Below are 18,299 nucleotides of genomic sequence, written 5' to 3'. Positions count from 1 at the left end.
GAATGAATCCACTGGCGTGAAGCGCCGTCAGGAGCGGCCCGCCCCACGGTAGAGCTCCAGTTCACCGTCCAGCTCCACGGCGAGCACCATGGCATGCGGGTCGAGGTCGGCCGGGGCGGGCGGATCGATCCACAGCACTCCCGGCGCCTCGTGCAGACCGCCGATGACCCGATGGCCGAGCTCCCTGCCGCTGCCCAGCACCGTCACCCGGCGCACACCGCTGCGCAGCCCGCGCACACCGAACGCGGCGCGCGGGGCGTCGAACAGCGTCAGGTACAGGGTGCGGCGGTCCGCAGAGAGTGTGCTCGGGCCGTGGTGATGGCCGGCCGGCAGCCCCCGTACGGTCCCGTACACCGCCTCGGCGTGCCTGCCGATCCAGTCGCCGAGCCCCTCCAGCCGCTCCGCCTGCTCGGCCGGTACGGTCCCGTCCTCCCGCGGGCCGACGTCGAGCAGCAGGTTGCCACCGCCGCCGATCGTCTCGGTGAAGTAGCGGATCAGCTGGTCCACCGACTTGTGGTGGTGGTCGTGGTGCTGGAAGCCCCAGGAGTCGTTGATCGTCAGACACAGCTCCCAGGGGCCCTCCGGCGGGACCACGGGAGCCCCTTGCTCGGGCGTCGCATAGTCGCCCTCGCTCAGCATGCGCGCGTTGAAGACGACGTCCGGCGCGTACGAGCGGACGAGCGCGGCGAGTTCACGGATCCGCCACTGTTCCTCGCTGCGCTCCCACTCGCCGTCGAACCACATCAGATCGGGCCGGTGACGCTCGGCGAGTTCGCGGATCTGGCCGTCCCGGTAGGCGATGAACCGCTCCCAGGCCGCCGGGTCCTCGCACTCGGCCGCGACCTCGGAGTAGCGGTTGTCCTCCTGCTCCGGCGGGCGGCCGGGCCTGCGGGTGGAGGCGTAGTCCGGGTGGCTCCAGTCGGAGTGCGAGTAGTAGAGACCGACCTTGAGTCCCTCCTCGCGCAGGGCGTCCGCGTAGCCGGTGATCAGATCGCGGCCCACGTTCAGCCGGCCGTGGGCGCTGTCCCACAGGGCGACGCCGTCGTGGTGTCGGCTGGTCAGCACGGCGTACCGGGCGCCCGCGCGGGCGAACAGCCTCGCCCAGTCACGGGGGTTGTAGCGGGCGGCCGTGAACCGGTCGAGCTGGGACATGTACCGGTCGTAGGGGACGATGTCGTCGTAGAACGACCAGGATTCCTGGACGCCGTCGACGGCGTAGATGCCCCAGTGGACGAAGATCCCCAACTTGGCGTCGGTGAACCAGGGTTGTATCGCCACGGGTCAGCTCACCTCGGCACGCCGCAGACGCAGGGTCAGGATCTGGAAGGGCCGCAGCGCGACCGGGATCGCGCCGGTGGCGTCGGTGTCGAGGTCCGTGTTCTCCAGGGGTCGCTCCAGCAGGTCGGTGACCTGGGCGCCGGCGAGCGGGAAGCCGGTGCGCAGGGCGCCCTGGGCCCGGCCGCCGCGGGACTCGTAGAGCCGGACGACAACATCGCCCGACCGGTCGTCGGCGAGCTTGACCGCCTCGACCGTCACGCCCGCGCCGTCCACCGAGACCACCGGCTCCGGCTCGCCCGCCGCGTCCGCCACGCGCAGCGGCAGATTGAGGGCGTAGCCCTCGGCGACCGCGTCCTCGATGCGCGCGCCGGGGAGCAGGGAGTAGATGAACCGGTGCCGGCCCTGGTCGGCCTCGGGGTCGGGGACACGCGGGGCGCGGACCAGGCTGAGCCGGACCGTGGTGGTCGTGCCTCCGTCGTCGCGGACCGTGCGGGAGACGTCGTGGCCGTAGGTGGAGTCGTTGATGACCGCGACTCCGTAGCCGGGTTCGCCGAGGTGCACCCAGCGGTGGCCGGACACCTCGAAGCGGGCCGCCTCCCAGCTGGTGTTGGTGTGGGTGGGGCGCTGGACATGGCCGAACTGGATCTCCGCGGAGGAGTGCGCCGCCCGGATGTCCACCGGGAAGCCCGCCTTGAGGATCTTCTCGGCCTCGTGCCAGTCGATCTCGGTCTCGAAGTCGATCCGGGGGCTGCCCGCCCGGACGGTGATCGTCTGGGTGATCCTCGAACCCTTGCCGAAGAAGCGCTCCACGCGGATCGCGCCGACGAGCGGACCCTGATCGACCACCGTGACCGACTCCGCGTCCAGGAGGTCCGTGTACCGGTTCTTGTAGTGCTTGTCGATGTCCCAGGCGTCCCAGTAGTTGGGCAGGTCCGTGTGCAGGCGCAGCAGATTGCCCCGGTCCGCGAGGACCTCACGGTTCGCCCGCAGGTCGACGACGGACGACAGCGTGCCGTCCTCGGCCACCGTCACCCGGACCAGCCCGTTGTCGAGGACCCGCCCCGACACCGTGACCGGCTGCGGGGGTTCGGCGTCGCCGAGGGGCGCGCTGCCGTTCGCGGGCACCTCTACGTACGCCGTCGTGCCGTCCGACGCACGGATGACCTCGGCGCGGTCGTACGGGCTGGCGTTGAAGACCCGCGGCCCGCCGTTGCCGAGCGCGGCCACGGCCTCGGCGGTGAGTTGCTCCAGCTCCCCCGCCACCCGGGCGTACTCGGCCTCCGCCTCGCGGTGCACCCAGGCGATGGAGGATCCGGGCAGGATGTCGTGGAACTGGTGCAGCAGCACCGTCTTCCAGAGGCGGTCGAGCTTCTCGTACGGGTACGCATGGCCCGGCGCGTGCAGCGCGGCCGTCGTCGCCCACAACTCCGCCTCGCGCAGCAGGTGTTCCGAGCGGCGGTTGCCCCGCTTGGTGCGGGCCTGGGTGGTGTAGGTGGCGCGGTGCAGCTCCAGGTACAGCTCGCCGGCCCACACCGGGGCGTCCGGATACTCGGCGCGTGCCTTGGCGAAGAACGCGTCGGGGTGTTCGATCTCGACCCGGGCGGAGCCCTCCAGGTCATTCAGGCGGCGCGCCCGTTCCATGATCTCGCGGGTGGGGCCGCCACCGCCGTCGCCCCAGCCGAAGGGGGCCAGCGAGCGGGTCGCACCGCCCTTCTCGCTGTAGTTGCGCACCGCGCGGGCCATCTCCGTGCCGCTGAAGCGGGCGTTGTAGGTGTCGATCGGCGGGAAGTGGGTGAAGATGCGGGTGCCGTCGATGCCCTCCCACCAGAAGGTGTGGTGGGGGAACTTGTTGGTCTGGTTCCAGGAGATCTTCTGGGTGAGGAACCAGTCGTTGCCGGCGAGCTTGGCGAGCTGCGGGTAGGCGGCGGTGTAGCCGAAGGAGTCGGGCAGCCAGACGCCCTTGGTCTCGATGCCGAAGTGCTCCATGAAGAAGCGCTTGCCGTGGATCAGCTGGCGGGCGAGCGCCTCCCCGCCGGGCAGGTTGCCGTCGGCCTCCACCCACATGCCGCCGACCGGCGCCCACTGGCCCTTCTTCACGGACTCCTGGATGCGGGCCCAGACGTGCGGGTGGTTGTCGCGCACCCACTCGTACTGCTGGGCCTGCGAGCAGGCGAAGACGAACTCCTCGTACTCGTCGGCCAGGGACGTGACGTTGGAGAAGGTGCGGGACGTCTTGCGCTTGGTCTCGCGGATCGGCCACAGCCAGGCGGAGTCGATGTGGGCGTGGCCGACGCCGGACACGATGTGGGCGCTGGCGTGGGCGGGCTTCGACAGCACCGGCTTCAGGGCCGCGCGCACGGCGGGCGCCGAGCCGGAGATGTCGTCCAGGTCCAGCAGGTCCATCGCCCGGTCGAGGGCGTGCATGATCTCGTGCCGGCGCGGGTCGTGCTCGCCGAGTTCCAGCATCAGCTCGCGCAGCACCTGGACGTCGAGGTCGAGGTGCCAGACGTCCTCGTCGAGGACGGCGATGTCGGCGCGGCGGAAGGTGTACAGGGGACGGTCGCCCGCCGTCAGCACATCGCCCAGCGGGGTCGGGGCCGCGAAGTCGCCCGCGAGGATGTCGGGGTTGGAGGCGGCCTCGACCAGATAGTCGACCTGCTCCCCGCCCGTCGCCGGGTCGGCGATCGGCACGTACTGGTTGAGCGGGTTGACGGCCTTCAGCGGGGTGCCGTCGGTGCGATGGACGAGGGCCTCGGCCTGGTTGCCGGGCCAGTCGCCCACGAAGCCGAGGTCGATCACGGCCTCGACGCGCCGGCCCGCGTAGGCGGCGGGCACCTGTCCGCGCATCCGGAACCAGGTCGTTCCCCACGGCGGGCCCCATGGGGTGTCCATCGCGAAGGGCTCGTACGGGGCGGCCGCTGCCTCCTCGAAGGGCACGGGCTCCCCGGGCGCCTGCCAGGCCTCCACTGCGAGGGGGACGGTGGCCGCGTATGTCGCAGGCTTGATGCGCTGGTTGTGGAGACGCTCTACGCGCTCCTCGATCCGGCGGCGTTCGTCGTGCATGGAAGTCTCCAGGAAGCGAAGGGAAAGCGCTTACACAAGATATGCCAGGCCGGGATGGACGGCGGTGTAGCCCTCGACGAGCCGACGGGCCACGTTCACGGAGTCGACCAGCGGATGGAGCGCGAAGGCCTTCACGGCCGTCGTACGGGAGCCGGACTCGGCGGCGGCGAGCACCTCGCGCTCGACCGCCTTGACCGCGCACACCAGGCCCGTGGCGTGGCCGGGCAGCGGGTCGACCGCGACCGGGTGCGCGCCGTTGGCGTCGACCAGGCAGGGGACCTCGATGACGGCGTCATGGTCGAGCACGGAGAGGGTGTTCGCGTTGCGCACGTTCAGGATCAGGGTGGTGCGCTCGTCGCGGGCGATGGCCCGCATCAGGGCGAGGGCGACCTTCTCGTAACCGCCCGAGAGATCGTCGGCGTCACGCTCGCCGGCGCCGGCCGTCTCCCGGTTCTCGGACATGTAGGTGGCCTCGCGCTCGGCGCGGGTGCGGTCCCAGGCGGCGAGGGCCGGCGCGCCCGGGTTGCGCATCTCCTCGTAGAAGTGGGCCTGCTGGTCGCGCAGGAAGGCGCCGCGGGTCTTCCCTGCCTGCTGGTAGGCGCGGACGGCCTCGCGGTTGAAGTAGTAGTAGTGCAGGTACTCGTTGGGGATCGCGCCCAGGGACCGCAGCCAGTCGGTGCCGAAGAGCTTGCCCTCCTCGAAGGAGCCGAGCAGGTCGGGGTCGGCGAGCAGGCGCGGGAGTTCGTCGCGTCCGGCGACCCGCAGGCCGCGCACCCAGCCGAGGTGGTTGAGACCGACGTAGTCGATCCACGCCTCCTTGGGGTTCGCGCCGAGCACCCGGGCGATACGGCGGCCGAGGCCGACGGGCGAGTCGCAGATGCCGATGACGCGGTCGCCGAGATGGCGGGACATGGCCTCGGTGACCAGGCCGGCCGGGTTGGTGAAGTTGATGACCCAGGCGTCGGGCGCGAGGCGGGCCACCCGGCGGGCGATGTCGACGGCGACGGGGACCGTCCGCAGTCCGTAGGCGATGCCTCCCGCGCCGACCGTCTCCTGGCCGAGCACGCCCTCCGCGAGCGCCACCCGCTCGTCATCGGCGCGGCCCGCCAGGCCGCCGACGCGGATCGCGGAGAAGACGAAGTCGGCGCCGCGCAGGGCCTCGTCGAGGTCGGTGGTGGCCGTCACCCGGGGCGCGTCGGCGACGGCCGACGCCTGTTCGGCCAGGACGCGGGCGATCGCGTGCAGCCGGCCGTCGTCCAGATCGTGCAGGACGACCTCCGTCACCCGCCCCTCGCCGCGGTCGGTCAGCAGCGCCCCGTACACGAGCGGCACACGGAATCCGCCGCCGCCCAGAATCGTCAGCTTCACGGCTGCACCTTTCCTGCCAGGACCACCTCGACGCCCGCCTCCTCCAGGGAGGAGCGCGTCACCGGGTCGACCGGCGCGTTCGTCACCACCACGTCCAGGTCCTCGGGACCACAGACCTTCGCCATTCCCGTACCCGGGAACTTCGCCGAGTCGGCGAGCAGGACGACCTTTTCGCTTGCCTTGATCATGGCCCGCTTGACCGGCACCTCGACAACGGTCGTGTCCATCACCTGCCCGCCGGGCCGCACTCCGCTGGTGCCGAGGAAGAGCCAGTCGGCGTGCAGCTGGCGCAGGTTGTCCTCGGTGAGGAAGCCGACCAGGGAGCGGTACTCGCGGCGGACCATGCCACCGAGCAGCACCAGCTCGATGCCCTCGTCGTCGGCCAGCTCCTCGTAGACCACCAGGTTGCTGGTGATCACGGTGAGCCGGCGGCCGTGCAGCTGACGTGCCAGCCGGTAGGCGGTGGTGCCGATGTCGAGCAGCACCGACTGGCCGTCCGCGACCAGTGCCGCCGCGCGCGCCGCTATGGCGTCCTTCTCGGGCACGCGCACCTCGGCCACCTCGGCGAAGGGCTGGTCCCCCTCCTCCACGACCGCGCCGCCGTGCACCCGCGTGAGCAGGCCGTCCTCCTCCAGTTTGAGCAGATCGCGCCTGATCGTGGCCGGGCTCACGCCGAGCTGTCCGGAGAGGTCGGTCACGGCCGCGGGGCCGCCGGAGCGCAGGGCCCGGAGGATGAGTTGATGTCGTCGTTCTGCCAGCACGCCATGAACACTACTCGTCATCTTCAATCAAATCCATGCTCAGTTCTGCTCGGGTATTGACCAATCTCATGGAGCGGCGCACGATTCCGGTCACCGAATTGAAGAGTTTTGACGAGCTCTCCGGACGAGAGGACGTATCCGTGGACGATGACCGGCCCGACGTGCTGCTGACCGGGCTGCTCTTCTACGACCTCGTCCTCACGGGCCTGGGCAGGCCGCCCACCCCGGGCGAGGAGATCTGGACGGCCGGCATGGGCTGCGGCCCCGGCGGCATCGCGAACCTGGCGGTGGCCGCGTCCCGGTTCGGCCTGAGGACCTCGCTGGCCACGGTCTTCGGCGACGACTTCTACGGCGAGCACTGCCGTACCGTCCTCGCCGAGCAGGAGGGCGTCGACCTCTCCCTGTCCCGTACCGCCGACGGCCGCCCCACCCCGGTGACCGTCTCCCTCGTGTACGACCACGACCGGGCCCTGGTCACCCACGGCCAGGAACCCCCGTACTCGCAGGACGCGTTGATGGGCGACCCGCCCGAGGCGCGCACCGCCCTCGTACACCTGGAGGCCGAACCGCGCGAGTGGATCGCCAAGGCGGCCGCGAACGGCACGCACGTCTACGCCGACGTCGGCTGGGACCCCACCCAGCGGTGGTCCACCGACCTGCTCGACCAACTGGCCCTGTGCCACGCCTTCCTCCCCAACGAGACCGAGGCGATGGCCTACACACGCACCGACAGCGCGGTGGCGGCCCTCGGCACACTCTCCGAACTCGTACCGGTCGCCGTGGTCACCCGCGGCGGTGACGGGGCCGTCGCCGTCGACCAGACGACCGGCGAATACGCGGAGGTCCCGGCCCTTGACATCGATGTCCTCGACGCCACGGGCGCCGGTGACGTCTTCGGCGCGGGCTTCGTCGCGGCCTCGCTGGGCGGGTGGCCGCTGGAGGAGCGGCTCAGGTTCGCGGTGCTCGCGGCCGGACTGTCCGTGCGGCACCACGGCGGGGCGCTCGCGGCCCCCGGCTGGTACGGCGTCGACCGCTGGTGGCGCTCGCTGACCGACCCCGCGCTGCGGCGGTCGTACGGCTTCCTCGCGGACCGCATCCCCGCGCGGGTGGGCCCGCCGGTGACGTACGCCCCCGTCACCCCTCCCGCACAGCAGCACTGATCCCCGTACGTAAGTCCCGAACAGATCCGAAAGGCGGTGGGAGCTGTGCGGCTCTCACGAAGAGGCCTGCTGCGCGCGGGCCTGGCCGGTTCGGCCGCCACGGCACTCGGCGGCCTGGCGACCGGCTGTGCCGTTCCGACCGGTTCGACCGGCCGGAACATGGTCCTGTGGTACTGGGACGGCGGTCTCGGCGACACCGTCGTCGAGAAGGCCAGGGCCCGCTACGGCGGCACCGTGAACCTGCGGGCCGTCAAGATCGGCGGCTACTACCGCGCCAAGCTGATCACCACGATGACCGGCCGTGCCCACATCCCCGACATCGCGGGCCTCAAGGGCGAGGACATGGCGTCCTATCTGCCCAACGCCGACCAGTTCGTGGACCTCAGGACGCTGGGCGCGGACAAGTACCGTGGCCAGTACCTGCCGTGGAAGTGGGACCAGGGCCTCGCCGACGACGGCACGATGGTCGGCTTCCCCATCGACTGCGGCCCGGTCGCGCACTTCTACCAGTACGACGTCTTCCGCAGGGCCGGGCTGCCGTACGAACCCGACGACGTCTCCCGGGAGCTGAACACCTGGGAGAAGTTCTTCTCGGCCGGCGAGCGGCTCAAAAAGCGGATCCCGGGGACCTGTCTGCTCACCGACGTCAACTCCGTGTTCGAGAACGTGGTGCAGCAGGGCAGCAAGCGGTACGTCGACAAGGACCGCCACTTCATCGGCGACCAGGAACATGTGCGCGCCGCCTGGGCGCTGGCCGTGGAGGCGAAGCGGCGCGGGATCGTCTCGGACCTGGTCAGCGGCACGCCGGACCAGCAGTCGGCGGTCCAGGACGGCAAGCTGCCCAGCCAGCTCGGCGCCTCCTGGGCCACCAACGACATCAAGAGCGGCGTACCGAAGACCAAGGGCCGATGGCGGGTGGCACAGATGCCCGTACGGCCCTCGAACAACGGCGGCTCGTTCCTGTCGATCACCAAGGCGTGCCGGGAGCCCGAGCGGGCCTTCGAGATCATCACCTGGCTCCTCGACGCGGCCAACCAGGCCCAGGGATTCGTCGACGCGGGCCTCTTCCCGTCCACCCCCGCCTCCTACGGCCTCAAGCAGCTGCGCGAGCCCGACCCGTTCTTCGGCGGCCAGGTCACGATGGACGTCTTCGGGCCCGCCGCGCGGCAGATCGCGGTCGCCTACAACAGCCCGTTCGACGTGGCGCTCGGGCAGCCCGTCAAGGACGAGATCAAGAACGTCGGCGTCCTCGGCAAGGACCCGAAGAAGGCATGGAGCGACGCCATGAGCAAATGCCGACGCATAGCCGAGCACCTGGGGGTGAGCCACTGATGGCCACCGTCCCCGCACTGGAGAAGCCCTCCGCGGCCCTGGCGTCGGCGCCCGCCGCGCGACCCCGGCAGGGCCGGCGGAAGTACTGGCACCTCTACGCCGCCATCTCCCCCTTCTATCTCCTCTTCCTCGCCTTCGGCCTGATCCCCGTCGGCTTCTCGCTCTACGTCTCCCTGCACCGCTGGGACGGCCTCGGCTCGATGGAGTGGGCGGGACTGTCCCAGTACCAGTACCTGCTGGGCGACAGCGACTTCTGGAGCTCGGTCGGGAACACCGTCGTCATCTGGGCGCTGGCCACCTTCCCCATGATCTTCCTGGCGATGGTGACGGCCGTGATGCTCAACTCGGCGGTCCGCTTCAAGAACGTCTACCGCTTCGCCTACTTCCTGCCGAACGTCACCTCGGTCGTGGCCGTCGCGATCATCTTCGGCTCGGTGTTCTCCACCAACTTCGGCCTGGTGAACGCCCTGTTGCAGGCCGTCGGCCTGGACCAGGTCGCCTGGCTGAACACTCCGTGGGGCATCAAGGTCGCCATCGCGACCCTGATGACCTGGCAGTGGACCGGCTACAACGCGATCATCTTCCTCGCGGGGCTGCAGACGATCCCCGGTGAACTGTACGAGGCGGCCCGGATGGACGGTGCCGGTCCCGTGCAGACCTTCTTCCGGATCACCCTGCCGATGATGCGGCCGGTGCTGCTGTTCGTGCTCGTCGTGTCCACCGTCACCGGGCTGCAGAGCTTCTCCGAACCGCAGGTGCTGCTGCAGACGACCGCCAACGACTCGACGTTCTCGGGCGGTCCGGGCCACGCCGGCCGGACGATGGTCCTCTACTTCTTCCAGCAGACCTTCGACAACAACGACTTCGGCTACGGCGCCGCCGTGGCGTGGGGCATCTTCCTCGTCGTCATTCTCTTCTCGATCATCAACTGGCGCCTGGTGCAGCGCCGGGGCGAAGACTAGGGAGGCCGCTCACCATGGCATCCATCAAGGGAACCCGCGGCCGGGGCATCGCGCTGCACGCCGTGCTCGTCATCGGTCTGCTGCTGTCGGCCTTCCCGTTCTACTGGGCCGTCATCATGTCGACGCACGCCTCCAGCGAGATCTTCTCGTACCCGCCGAAGCTGCTGCCCGGCTCGCACTTCTGGGAGAACGCCCGCCAACTCTTCGACAACATCGACTTCTTCGGCTCGATGGCCAACTCGCTGCTCGTCGCGGGCTCGGTGACCTTCCTGGTCCTGCTCTTCGACTCGCTGGCGGCCTTCGTCTTCGCCAAGTTCGAGTTCCCCGGCAAGAACGTGCTGTTCGCGCTGCTGATGGTCATCTTCATGGTGCCGGCACAGCTCGCTGCCATCCCACAGTTCGTGATCATGGCGAAGCTCGGCTGGATCGGCTCGATGACCTCGCTGATCGTCCCGGCGGCGGCCAACGCGTTCGGCATCTTCTGGATGCGCCAGTACATGAAGAGCGCCATCCACGACGAACTCCTCGACGCCTCCCGGATCGACGGGGCGAACTTCCTGCGCCAGTACTGGCACGTGGCGCTCCCGGTCGTCCGCCCCGGACTCGCCTTCCTCGGCATCTTCACCTTCATGGGCCAGTGGAACGACTACGCCTGGCCCCTGATCGCCCTGACCAACCCGGACAACGTCACCCTCCAGGTCGCACTGTCCCAGCTCAACGGCACCCATGGCACGACCGACTACGGCATGGTGATGACCGGCGCGCTGCTCGCCCTCGTCCCGCTGCTGATCGTGTTCGCGATCGGCGCCCGGCAGATCATCGGCGACCTCGGCAAGGGGGCCATCCGCTGATGTCCCGCGATCCCCTGATCGCCCTGCGCCCCTGGGAGGCACCCGAGGTGACCTCCTGGGGGCGGTTGCCGATGAACGCCGTCGACCGCCGCCCGGGTGCCCTGTCCCTGGACGGCGACTGGCGGTTCCAGCTGCTGCCGACGCCGGACGCGCCGGTCGCCGGCAGCTGGTCGACCGTGTACGTTCCCGGCGCCTGGACCATGCAGGACACGGACGACCTCCCGCAGTACACGAACGTCCGTATGCCGTTCGCCGCATTCCCTCCCCACGCGCCCGCGGCCAATCCGACGGGCGTCCACGAGCGCGCGGTGGACATCCCGGCCGACTGGGCCGGCCGGCGGATCGTGCTCCAGGTGGGGGCCGCCGAGAGCGTGCTGCTGGTGCACGTCGACGGGCGGCCCGTCGGCGTCTCCAAGGACTCCCGTCTGGCCGCCGAATTCGACCTGTCGGACGTCGTACGCCCCGGTGAGCGGACCGTCGTACGGCTGACCGTGGTCAAGTGGTCGGACGCCTCGCACATCGAGGACCAGGACCAGTGGTGGCACGGCGGGATCACCCGCGCGGTGCTGCTGTACACCACGGATCCGCTGCACCTGGCCGATGTGACCGTGCGGGCACGCCGGGACGGCTCACTGCGGGTGGACTGCCGGGTGCGAGACGCGAGCGGGGCGCTGCCCGAAGGGTGGTACGTCACCGGCGAGCTGGACGGTCGTCTCCTCGCGCAGGACGCCGAGTTCGACCGGGTCAACGCCGAGGAGGAGCGGTCCTCCGGCTTCCTCGGCGAGGCCCGGCTGACGGCCACGGTGCCCGAGGTGCGCACCTGGAACGCCGAGACGCCCGAGCTGTACGGCCTGACCGTCCGCCTGCACCGTGCCGACGGAACGGTCGCCGACACCTCGTACCACCGTGTCGGCTTCCGCGACGTCGAGATCGTCGGCCGTGACCTGCTGGTCAACGGCGAGCGGGTGTTCATCAGGTGCGTCAACCGGCACGACTTCCATCCGCTGACGGGACGCACGGTGTCGTACGACGACCTGCGCGCGGACCTGGTCCTGATGAAGCGGTTCGGCTTCAACGCGATCCGCACCTCCCACTACCCGAACGACCCGGCGTTCTACGACCTCGCCGATGAGCTCGGCTTCTACGTCGTCGACGAGGCGGACATCGAGTCGCACGACCACGCCCACGAGATCGCCGACGACCCCCGCTATCTGGGCGCCTTCGTGGACCGCGTCTCGCGCATGGTGCTGCGGGACAAGAACCACCCCTCGGTGATCGTCTGGTCGCTGGGCAACGAGTCCGACTACGGAGCCCACCACGACGCGGCGGCGGGCTGGGTGCGGCGGCACGACCCGACCCGGCCGGTGCAGTACGAGGGGGCGGCCAGACGCGGCTGGGCGGACCCGGCGCTCGCCTCGGACATCGCCTGCCCGATGTACGCGCCGATCGAGGACTGTGTGGCGCACGCGCTGTCCGGGGAGCAGACCAGGCCGCTGATCCAGTGCGAGTACTCGCACGCCATGGGCAACAGCAACGGCACGCTGGCCGACCATTGGGCCGCCATCGAGGCCACCCCGGGTCTTCAGGGCGGGTTCATCTGGGAGTTCTGGGACCACGGAATTCTTCAGCGCGTGAGCGACGGAAGACCGGCCGGACGCGCAGGCGCCGGACTGTATGACAACGGTGTCGCCGCGCCCGGCCATCGCTGGGCGTACGGCGGCGACTTCGGCGAGCCGATCCACGACGGCGCGTTCATCGCGGACGGTGTCGTCCTGCCCGACCGCACCCCGAAGCCGGTGCTGTACGAGCACCGGGAACTCGCGGCGCCGGTGCGGATCGAGTGCTTCCGGCACGAGGGGATCGTCCTCTCCAACCACCAGCACTTCCGGGGCCTGGACTGGCTGTCCGGCACATGGGAACTGTCCCTGGCGGACGGCCGTACCCTGTCCGCGCCCGCCGAACTGCCCGGTCTGCGGCCCGGCGAGACGGCGGCCGTACCGCTGCCCTTCGCCGTGCCGCGCGACGGCGGCGAGGCCTGGCTGACGCTGCGGGTGAGCACGGCGGAGGACCTGCCGTGGGCGCCGCGCGGGACCGAGGTGTGCGTGCCGCGGATCCGGCTGCGCGGTCCGGCCGTGCCGCTCGAAGACGTTCCCGCGGACCGGGCCGTAGAGGTCGACGGCGAGGGACTGCTGATCCATCCGCTGCTGAGGGCCGCGCCGGCTCTCTCGCTGTGGCGGGCGCCCACCGACAACGACGAGCTGGGCGGTATGGCGCAGCGCTGGCGGGCCTGGGGACTCGACTCGCTCGTCCGCAAGGTCGTGTCGGTCCGGCGGGACGGCGGCCGGGTGACGGTGCACGCCGAGTACGCCGGGACGGCCGGGGTCGTACGGCACCGGCAGGTGCTCACGCCCGTCGAGGGCGGCGTCCGCATCGATGAAGAGGCCGAGCTGCCGGAGGAGTTCGAGGACGTGGCGCGGGTCGGCACGGTCTTCGAGACGACGCCGGGCCCGGAGCTGCTGGAGTGGTTCGGGCAGGGGCCCTGGGAGTCGTATCCCGACCGGAGCGCGGGGGCGCCCGTCGGCCATCACGCCGTCCCCGTCGACGAGTTGTTCACGCCGTATCTGCGTCCGCAGGAGAGCGGCGGCCGGCACGGTGTACGGCACTTCACCCTGTCGGCACCGGACGGCACCGGCCTCGCGGTGGTGCTCGACGAGCCGCGCCAGGTCTCCGTCACCCGCCACCGCGCCGAGGACCTGGCCGGCGCGGCGCACCACGACGAGCTGGTGCCGCGGCCCGGCTGCGTCGTGCACATCGACGCGGTGCACCGAGGGCTGGGCACGGCCTCGTGCGGACCCGACACCTCGCCCCGGTACCGCATCCCACCGGGTGTCCACCGCTGGAGCTGGACCCTGCGCGTTCGCTGAACTCCCCGGTCCCACCCACCTCGTTCTCCCCGGCCTCACCACTCTCACGGAGCACACGTGTGTACTTCGCATGACCACAGCCAGGGCGAGGCCGCGCAGGCCGACGCCGGAAGACGCAACTTCCTCAGGGCCACCGCGCTGCTCGGGGCCGCCGCCACCGCCGGGGTCGCCCTGCCGGCCGTCGCCGAGGCCGCCGAGAAGAGCGGCTGGCGGCCCGACACCGCGAGCCGCCGCTTCACCCTCGCGGTGATGCCCGACACCCAGTACCTCTTCGACGGGCCCAGCATCGACAAGGCGCCGATCGAGGCGTCCCTGCGCTATCTGCTGGAGCACGGCAAGGACGACAACATCGTCTTCCTGTCCCATCTCGGCGACCTCACCCAGAACGGCGCCCCGGCCGAACTCGCCGCGATCAGCGAGGCGTTCGGGATCCTCGACCGGCGCGGAGTCGGCTACAGCGTCCTGGCCGGCAACCACGACGTGCGGTCCTCGACGGACGACCAGCGCGGCGCGACGCCGTATCTGGACGCGTTCGGGCCGAAGCGCTTCCAGGGGAAGCCGACGTTCGGCGGAGCCTCCCCGGGCGGCTACAACACCTTCCATCTGTTCCGGGCCGCCGGGCGCGAGTGGATGGTGCTGGCGCTGGACTGGCGGCTGTCGGCGAAGGGGTACGCCTGGGCGAAGGACGTCCTCGCCGCCCACCCGAAGACGCCGGTCGTCCTCACCACGCACGAACTGGTCGCCGAGGACGACACGTTGTCGGCCTACGGGCAGCAGCTGTGGGACCAGCTGATCGAGGACCATGACCAGATCTTCCTCACGCTGGGCGGCCACTACTGGCCCGCGGGGCGGGCGGTCCGCAAGAACGCCGCGGGCAACGAGGTGCATCTGCACCTGACGAACTACCAGAACCGCTACTTCGGCGGCGCGGCGATGATCCGCCTCTACCACTTCGACCTCGACCGCAAGGTCATCGACGTCGAGACGGTCTCCCCCTGGATCCTGGGCCGCGCCCAGCACGGGCTCAACGAACTGGAGCGCCAGGAGATCGAGCTCAGCGGCGACGCGGACCGCTTCTCGGTCGAGATCGACTTCGCGGAGCGCTTCTCGGGCTTCGACCCCGTGCCCGTGCGTCCCGCGCGGCCCGTGTCGAAGATGCTGATACCCGGGACCATGGCCTACTGGCGGTTCGAGTCGGCGCCCTCCGGCACCGTCCGTGACCTCTCGGGGCGCGGCAACGACCTCACCGTCGTCTCGGTCGGCGGCGGCACGCTCGGCTGGTCGCCCGACCACCACCCCGACCAGCCCGGCCACGGCAGCCTGGAGTTCCAGGGCTACAAGTCCCCGCTGAAGGGCGCCTGTCTGCGCACGGTCGACAGGGCTCCCCTCAACTCGGCCACCTTCGCGCACGGTTACACCATCGAGGCGTTCTACCGGCTGCCCGCCGACTGGGACGCCGGCCACAACGCCTGGTCCGGCCTGGTCAGCCGCACCGGCAACAACGGGTCCGTCGGACCGGTCACGGACGACCCCGACGAGCCGCTCGCCACGCTGTCCGTCTCCGACGGACCGGGCCCGCAGTGGGCGGTCCATCCGCTCAACCAACGCCGGCTCGCCACCAACTGGGGTGACGAGACCGCCCGCGAGACCTGGTGGCACCTCGCCGTCGTCAACGACGGACGGCACACGATCATGTACGTCCAGGGCTGCCCGGTGGCCCGCAACCCGCACGCCGCCGCCGTCGGCATCGCCTCGGCCGGGCTGCCCTGGCTGCTCGGCGGCTACGAGTACGCCGGGAAGATCGACCAGATCCTGTACGGCCGGCTCGGCGACGTCCGGATCGTGTCCCGGGCGCTGCCCGTCACCTCCTTCATGACCCACTGACCCCCTTCACGAGGATCACGAGGACCACCATGCCCGAGCAGCAACTGCCCGAATGGGCCGACCCGGCCATCGCCCCCGCCGACCTCGACGCCCAGGGCGTGTCGAGACGCCAACTCCTGCGGCGCGCGGGTCTGTTCGGCGCCGCGTTCGCCCTCGGCGGGGCGGCCACGCCGGCCGTCGCCGCCCCCGGCCGGGGCTTCGGCGGCGAGGACCCGCGCCTCGCCTATCTGGTCGGCGACCACCACGTCCACTCCGTCTACAGCCACGACGCAAAGTACACCTTCTCCCAGCAGGCCGGGGCCGCCGCCAAGTACGGCCTCGACTGGATGGTGTTCAACGAGCACTCCAACTTCGGCCACGCCTACTACGGCGCCAAGTTGGAGCACCAGGAGATCCTCAAGGCCCGCGCCGAGAACCCGCGCCGGCTGATCTTCCAGGGCCTGGAGTGGTACATCCCGGCCGCCGAGCACTGCACGGTCTTCGCGGCTCCCGGCCCGAACGAGGTCGACCTGCTGACCCGGTTCGAGCTCGCCTACGACGGCAAGCTGCTCGGCTACGCCGACGGCGCCCCCGGCAACCCGAACACGGCCCGCAACGAGGCCCACGCGGTCAAGGCGATCCAGTGGCTCGCCCAGCAGCGCCGCACCGGCTATGTCGACGACGTCCTCGTTCTCGCCAACCACCCGCTGCGCCTGGGCATCGACTCCCCGCACGAGATGCGCAACTGGCGCGACGCCGCCCCCGAGATCATGATCGGCATGGAGGGCGCGCCCGGCGCCCAGGGCGCGGCCATCCCCGGCTGGGGCGGCTCCACGGCGATCCGCGGCGAGTACCAGAACGCTCCGTCCGCCAACTCCTACGCCGGATACCCGGCCGACGCCTACCTCACCTACGGCGGCTTCGACTGGGCCACCGCCACCGTCGGCGGCCTGTGGGACTCGCTGCTGGCCGAGGGCCGGCTGTTCTCGATCACCACCAACTCCGACAACCACCGGACGGTCTTCGACACCTGGAAGAACGGCGACTGGCCGGCCGGCCGGAACTTCGACAACACCGGCAGGCTGCCCGACCCGGTCGACACCGACGCCCCGCAGCCGGGCAGCGACTTCTGGCCCGGCGAGTTCAGCCGTACCCACGTCGGCGTGACCCGCTACGGCTACCGCGCGGTGATGGCGGGCCTGCGCGCGGGCCGGGTCTGGCTCGACCACGGGCATCTGCTCGATGGGCTCGACGTGCGCCTGAAGCGGGACTGCGACTTCGGGCGGGGCGTCACGCTGGGCGGCCGGCTGCGGGTCCGCAGGGGCGAGCGGATCACGCTGTACGTGACGGTGACGACCGCCTCCCGGGCGAACCCGCACGGCGTCCTGCCCCAGCTGGCGCAGGTGGACGTGATCCGGGGCGCGGTGCGCGGTCCGGTGACCGACCGCGACACCTGGCAGGCGCCCGACACCAAGGTCGTACAGACCAAGGACGTGTCCGGCCGCAAGGGCACGTACACCCTGCGCATCCCGCTGACCGCCGGGGACGAGTCCTTCTACGTCCGGCTGCGCGGCAGCGACGGCAACCGGAACGGCGCGGGGTATCTGGGCGCGTCCGTGGACCCGCACGGACCGGTCCCCCACGAGCCCGGCAACGGTGACCCGTGGGCCGATACGTGGTTCTATTCCAACCCCATCTTCGTGGACGTGGAAGGTCGTTGATGAAGCGTCAGCTGGTCGCCCTCACCGCTTTGGCCGCCGCTCTGACCCTCGGGGCCCCGAACGCATTCGCCTCCGGGGAACCGCACTGGGCGCGGACCGGAACGTCGTACACGGACACCCTCGGCGGCGGGCAGGGGCTCGCGAGCCGCGCGGACGGCTCGCTGCTGTACCGCGGGCTGCTGGACATCCCGCTGGACCTGCGGATCAAGGGCTGGAACCACGTGGGTGACCCGGACATCGCGCGCGGCTATGTCTTCGACGCCTACCAGGGCGCGGACACGGCTCCGTCCAAGATGTACGCGGTCACCACGCCGTCCGGACAGCGCTACGAGTACACACACCGGCTGAACCCGGGCGAGAAGGTCAACAACTCCTTCGCCACCGTCTCGCCCGACGGGCAGTGGCTGGTGTCGGGCGAGTGGGGCGACCAGAGCAGACTTCAGGTCTTCCCCGCTCCCCTGCTCAACCCGTCCACCCCGGCCAGGGGCGGCGACCTGCCGGAGGCGGGGCAGATCACCCTGGACAAGCCGGTGCGCGACATCCAGGGCTGCGACTTCGTCACCGAAACCCGCCTGGTGTGCGCCTCGGACGACGCCTCGGGAACGCTGTTCCCCGAGATCCGCCCGCTGCTCCAGGTCGACCTCCCGCACAGGCTGGACGGACAGCCGGTCACCGGCTCGGTGAAGAGCCTGTTCGCCCTGGAGCAGACCAGCATCTGCTCGGGCACCTTCGAGGCGGAGGGCGTCGACTACGACACGAAGTCCGGCACCCTGCGCGCGGAGGTGATCCCGCCGGGCGTGTGCGCGGCGGCGACGACGGTGTACTCGTACCGGCAGGGGTAGCCGGGCCGGGGTGCAGGCGCAGAAGCGTGACGGGCTCCGGAGGGCGGCGGCGGTCGGCCGGTTCCGGGAGTTGGCACACGGCTCGGCTACGACCCGAGTGCGATCGTCGGCTCGCGGTAAGGCGAGGGCGCTCGACCGGCGTCCGGCGAAGGAACCCCGGGTCACGTCGACCCG

Annotated in this window: 12 protein-coding genes; 8 read left to right on the top strand and 4 right to left on the bottom strand. The window is 70.8% G+C overall.

The annotated features are described in order from the left end of the window. Nucleotides 1-27: 27 nt before the first annotated feature. The 4 genes from ACZ4EG_RS19810 to ACZ4EG_RS19795 are packed head-to-tail and all read right to left on the bottom strand — an operon-like array spanning nucleotide 28 to nucleotide 6,470. Nucleotides 28-1,278, bottom strand: a complete 1,251-nt coding sequence (locus ACZ4EG_RS19810) for an alpha-L-fucosidase (RefSeq protein WP_467791495.1) — start codon at nucleotides 1,276-1,278, stop codon at nucleotides 28-30. A gap of 3 nt (nucleotides 1,279-1,281) precedes the next feature. Next, on the bottom strand, nucleotides 1,282-4,341 hold the full coding sequence (locus tag ACZ4EG_RS19805; RefSeq protein ID WP_467791494.1) for an alpha-mannosidase: 3,060 nt from the start codon (nucleotides 4,339-4,341) through the stop codon (nucleotides 1,282-1,284). Nucleotides 4,342-4,371: 30 nt separating this feature from the next. Next, entirely contained in the window at nucleotides 4,372-5,709 is a 1,338-nt protein-coding gene (locus tag ACZ4EG_RS19800) for a 6-phospho-beta-glucosidase (RefSeq protein WP_467791493.1), read from the bottom strand. Beyond that, on the bottom strand, nucleotides 5,706-6,470 hold the full coding sequence (locus ACZ4EG_RS19795; RefSeq protein WP_467791492.1) for a DeoR/GlpR family DNA-binding transcription regulator: 765 nt from the start codon (nucleotides 6,468-6,470) through the stop codon (nucleotides 5,706-5,708). The genes ACZ4EG_RS19800 and ACZ4EG_RS19795 overlap by 4 nt, the downstream gene beginning before the upstream one ends. A 140-nt stretch (nucleotides 6,471-6,610) precedes the next feature. Between ACZ4EG_RS19795 and ACZ4EG_RS19790 the strand changes: the two genes are divergently transcribed. Genes ACZ4EG_RS19790 through ACZ4EG_RS19755 form a run of 8 tightly spaced genes read left to right on the top strand, consistent with a single transcriptional unit; the run spans nucleotide 6,611 to nucleotide 18,125 of the window. Continuing rightward, a complete protein-coding gene (locus ACZ4EG_RS19790) occupies nucleotides 6,611-7,630 on the top strand; it encodes a carbohydrate kinase family protein (protein WP_467791491.1) in 1,020 nt (339 codons plus the stop codon). Nucleotides 7,631-7,675: 45 nt separating this feature from the next. Then, a complete protein-coding gene (locus ACZ4EG_RS19785) occupies nucleotides 7,676-8,962 on the top strand; it encodes an ABC transporter substrate-binding protein (protein WP_467791490.1) in 1,287 nt (428 codons plus the stop codon). After that, nucleotides 8,962-9,924: a carbohydrate ABC transporter permease gene (locus ACZ4EG_RS19780; protein ID WP_467791489.1), complete on the top strand. Its 963-nt coding sequence runs from the start codon at nucleotides 8,962-8,964 to the stop codon at nucleotides 9,922-9,924. The genes ACZ4EG_RS19785 and ACZ4EG_RS19780 overlap by 1 nt, the downstream gene beginning before the upstream one ends. A gap of 14 nt (nucleotides 9,925-9,938) precedes the next feature. Beyond that, complete coding sequence (locus ACZ4EG_RS19775; RefSeq protein ID WP_467791488.1) at nucleotides 9,939-10,775, top strand: carbohydrate ABC transporter permease; 837 nt, start codon at nucleotides 9,939-9,941, stop codon at nucleotides 10,773-10,775. Beyond that, the gene (locus ACZ4EG_RS19770; protein ID WP_467791487.1) at nucleotides 10,775-13,699 is read left to right on the top strand and encodes a glycoside hydrolase family 2 TIM barrel-domain containing protein; all 2,925 of its coding nucleotides are present in this window, start codon (nucleotides 10,775-10,777) and stop codon (nucleotides 13,697-13,699) included. The genes ACZ4EG_RS19775 and ACZ4EG_RS19770 overlap by 1 nt, the downstream gene beginning before the upstream one ends. Before the next feature lie 57 nt (nucleotides 13,700-13,756). After that, on the top strand, nucleotides 13,757-15,583 hold the full coding sequence (locus ACZ4EG_RS19765; protein ID WP_467791486.1) for a LamG-like jellyroll fold domain-containing protein: 1,827 nt from the start codon (nucleotides 13,757-13,759) through the stop codon (nucleotides 15,581-15,583). Between the two features lie 29 nt (nucleotides 15,584-15,612). Then, nucleotides 15,613-17,283 carry a CehA/McbA family metallohydrolase domain-containing protein gene (locus ACZ4EG_RS19760; protein ID WP_467791485.1) on the top strand — a complete coding sequence of 557 codons (1,671 nt, stop codon included), beginning with the start codon at nucleotides 15,613-15,615 and terminating at the stop codon, nucleotides 17,281-17,283. After that, on the top strand, nucleotides 17,283-18,125 hold the full coding sequence (locus ACZ4EG_RS19755; protein WP_453545228.1) for a hypothetical protein: 843 nt from the start codon (nucleotides 17,283-17,285) through the stop codon (nucleotides 18,123-18,125). The genes ACZ4EG_RS19760 and ACZ4EG_RS19755 overlap by 1 nt, the downstream gene beginning before the upstream one ends. Nucleotides 18,126-18,299: the final 174 nt, after the last annotated feature.

The sequence above is a fragment of the Streptomyces sp. NPDC025638 genome, assembly GCF_055558775.1.
Note: the sequence above shows the minus strand (reverse complement) of the source record. Positions and strands in the feature narration are given on the sequence as shown.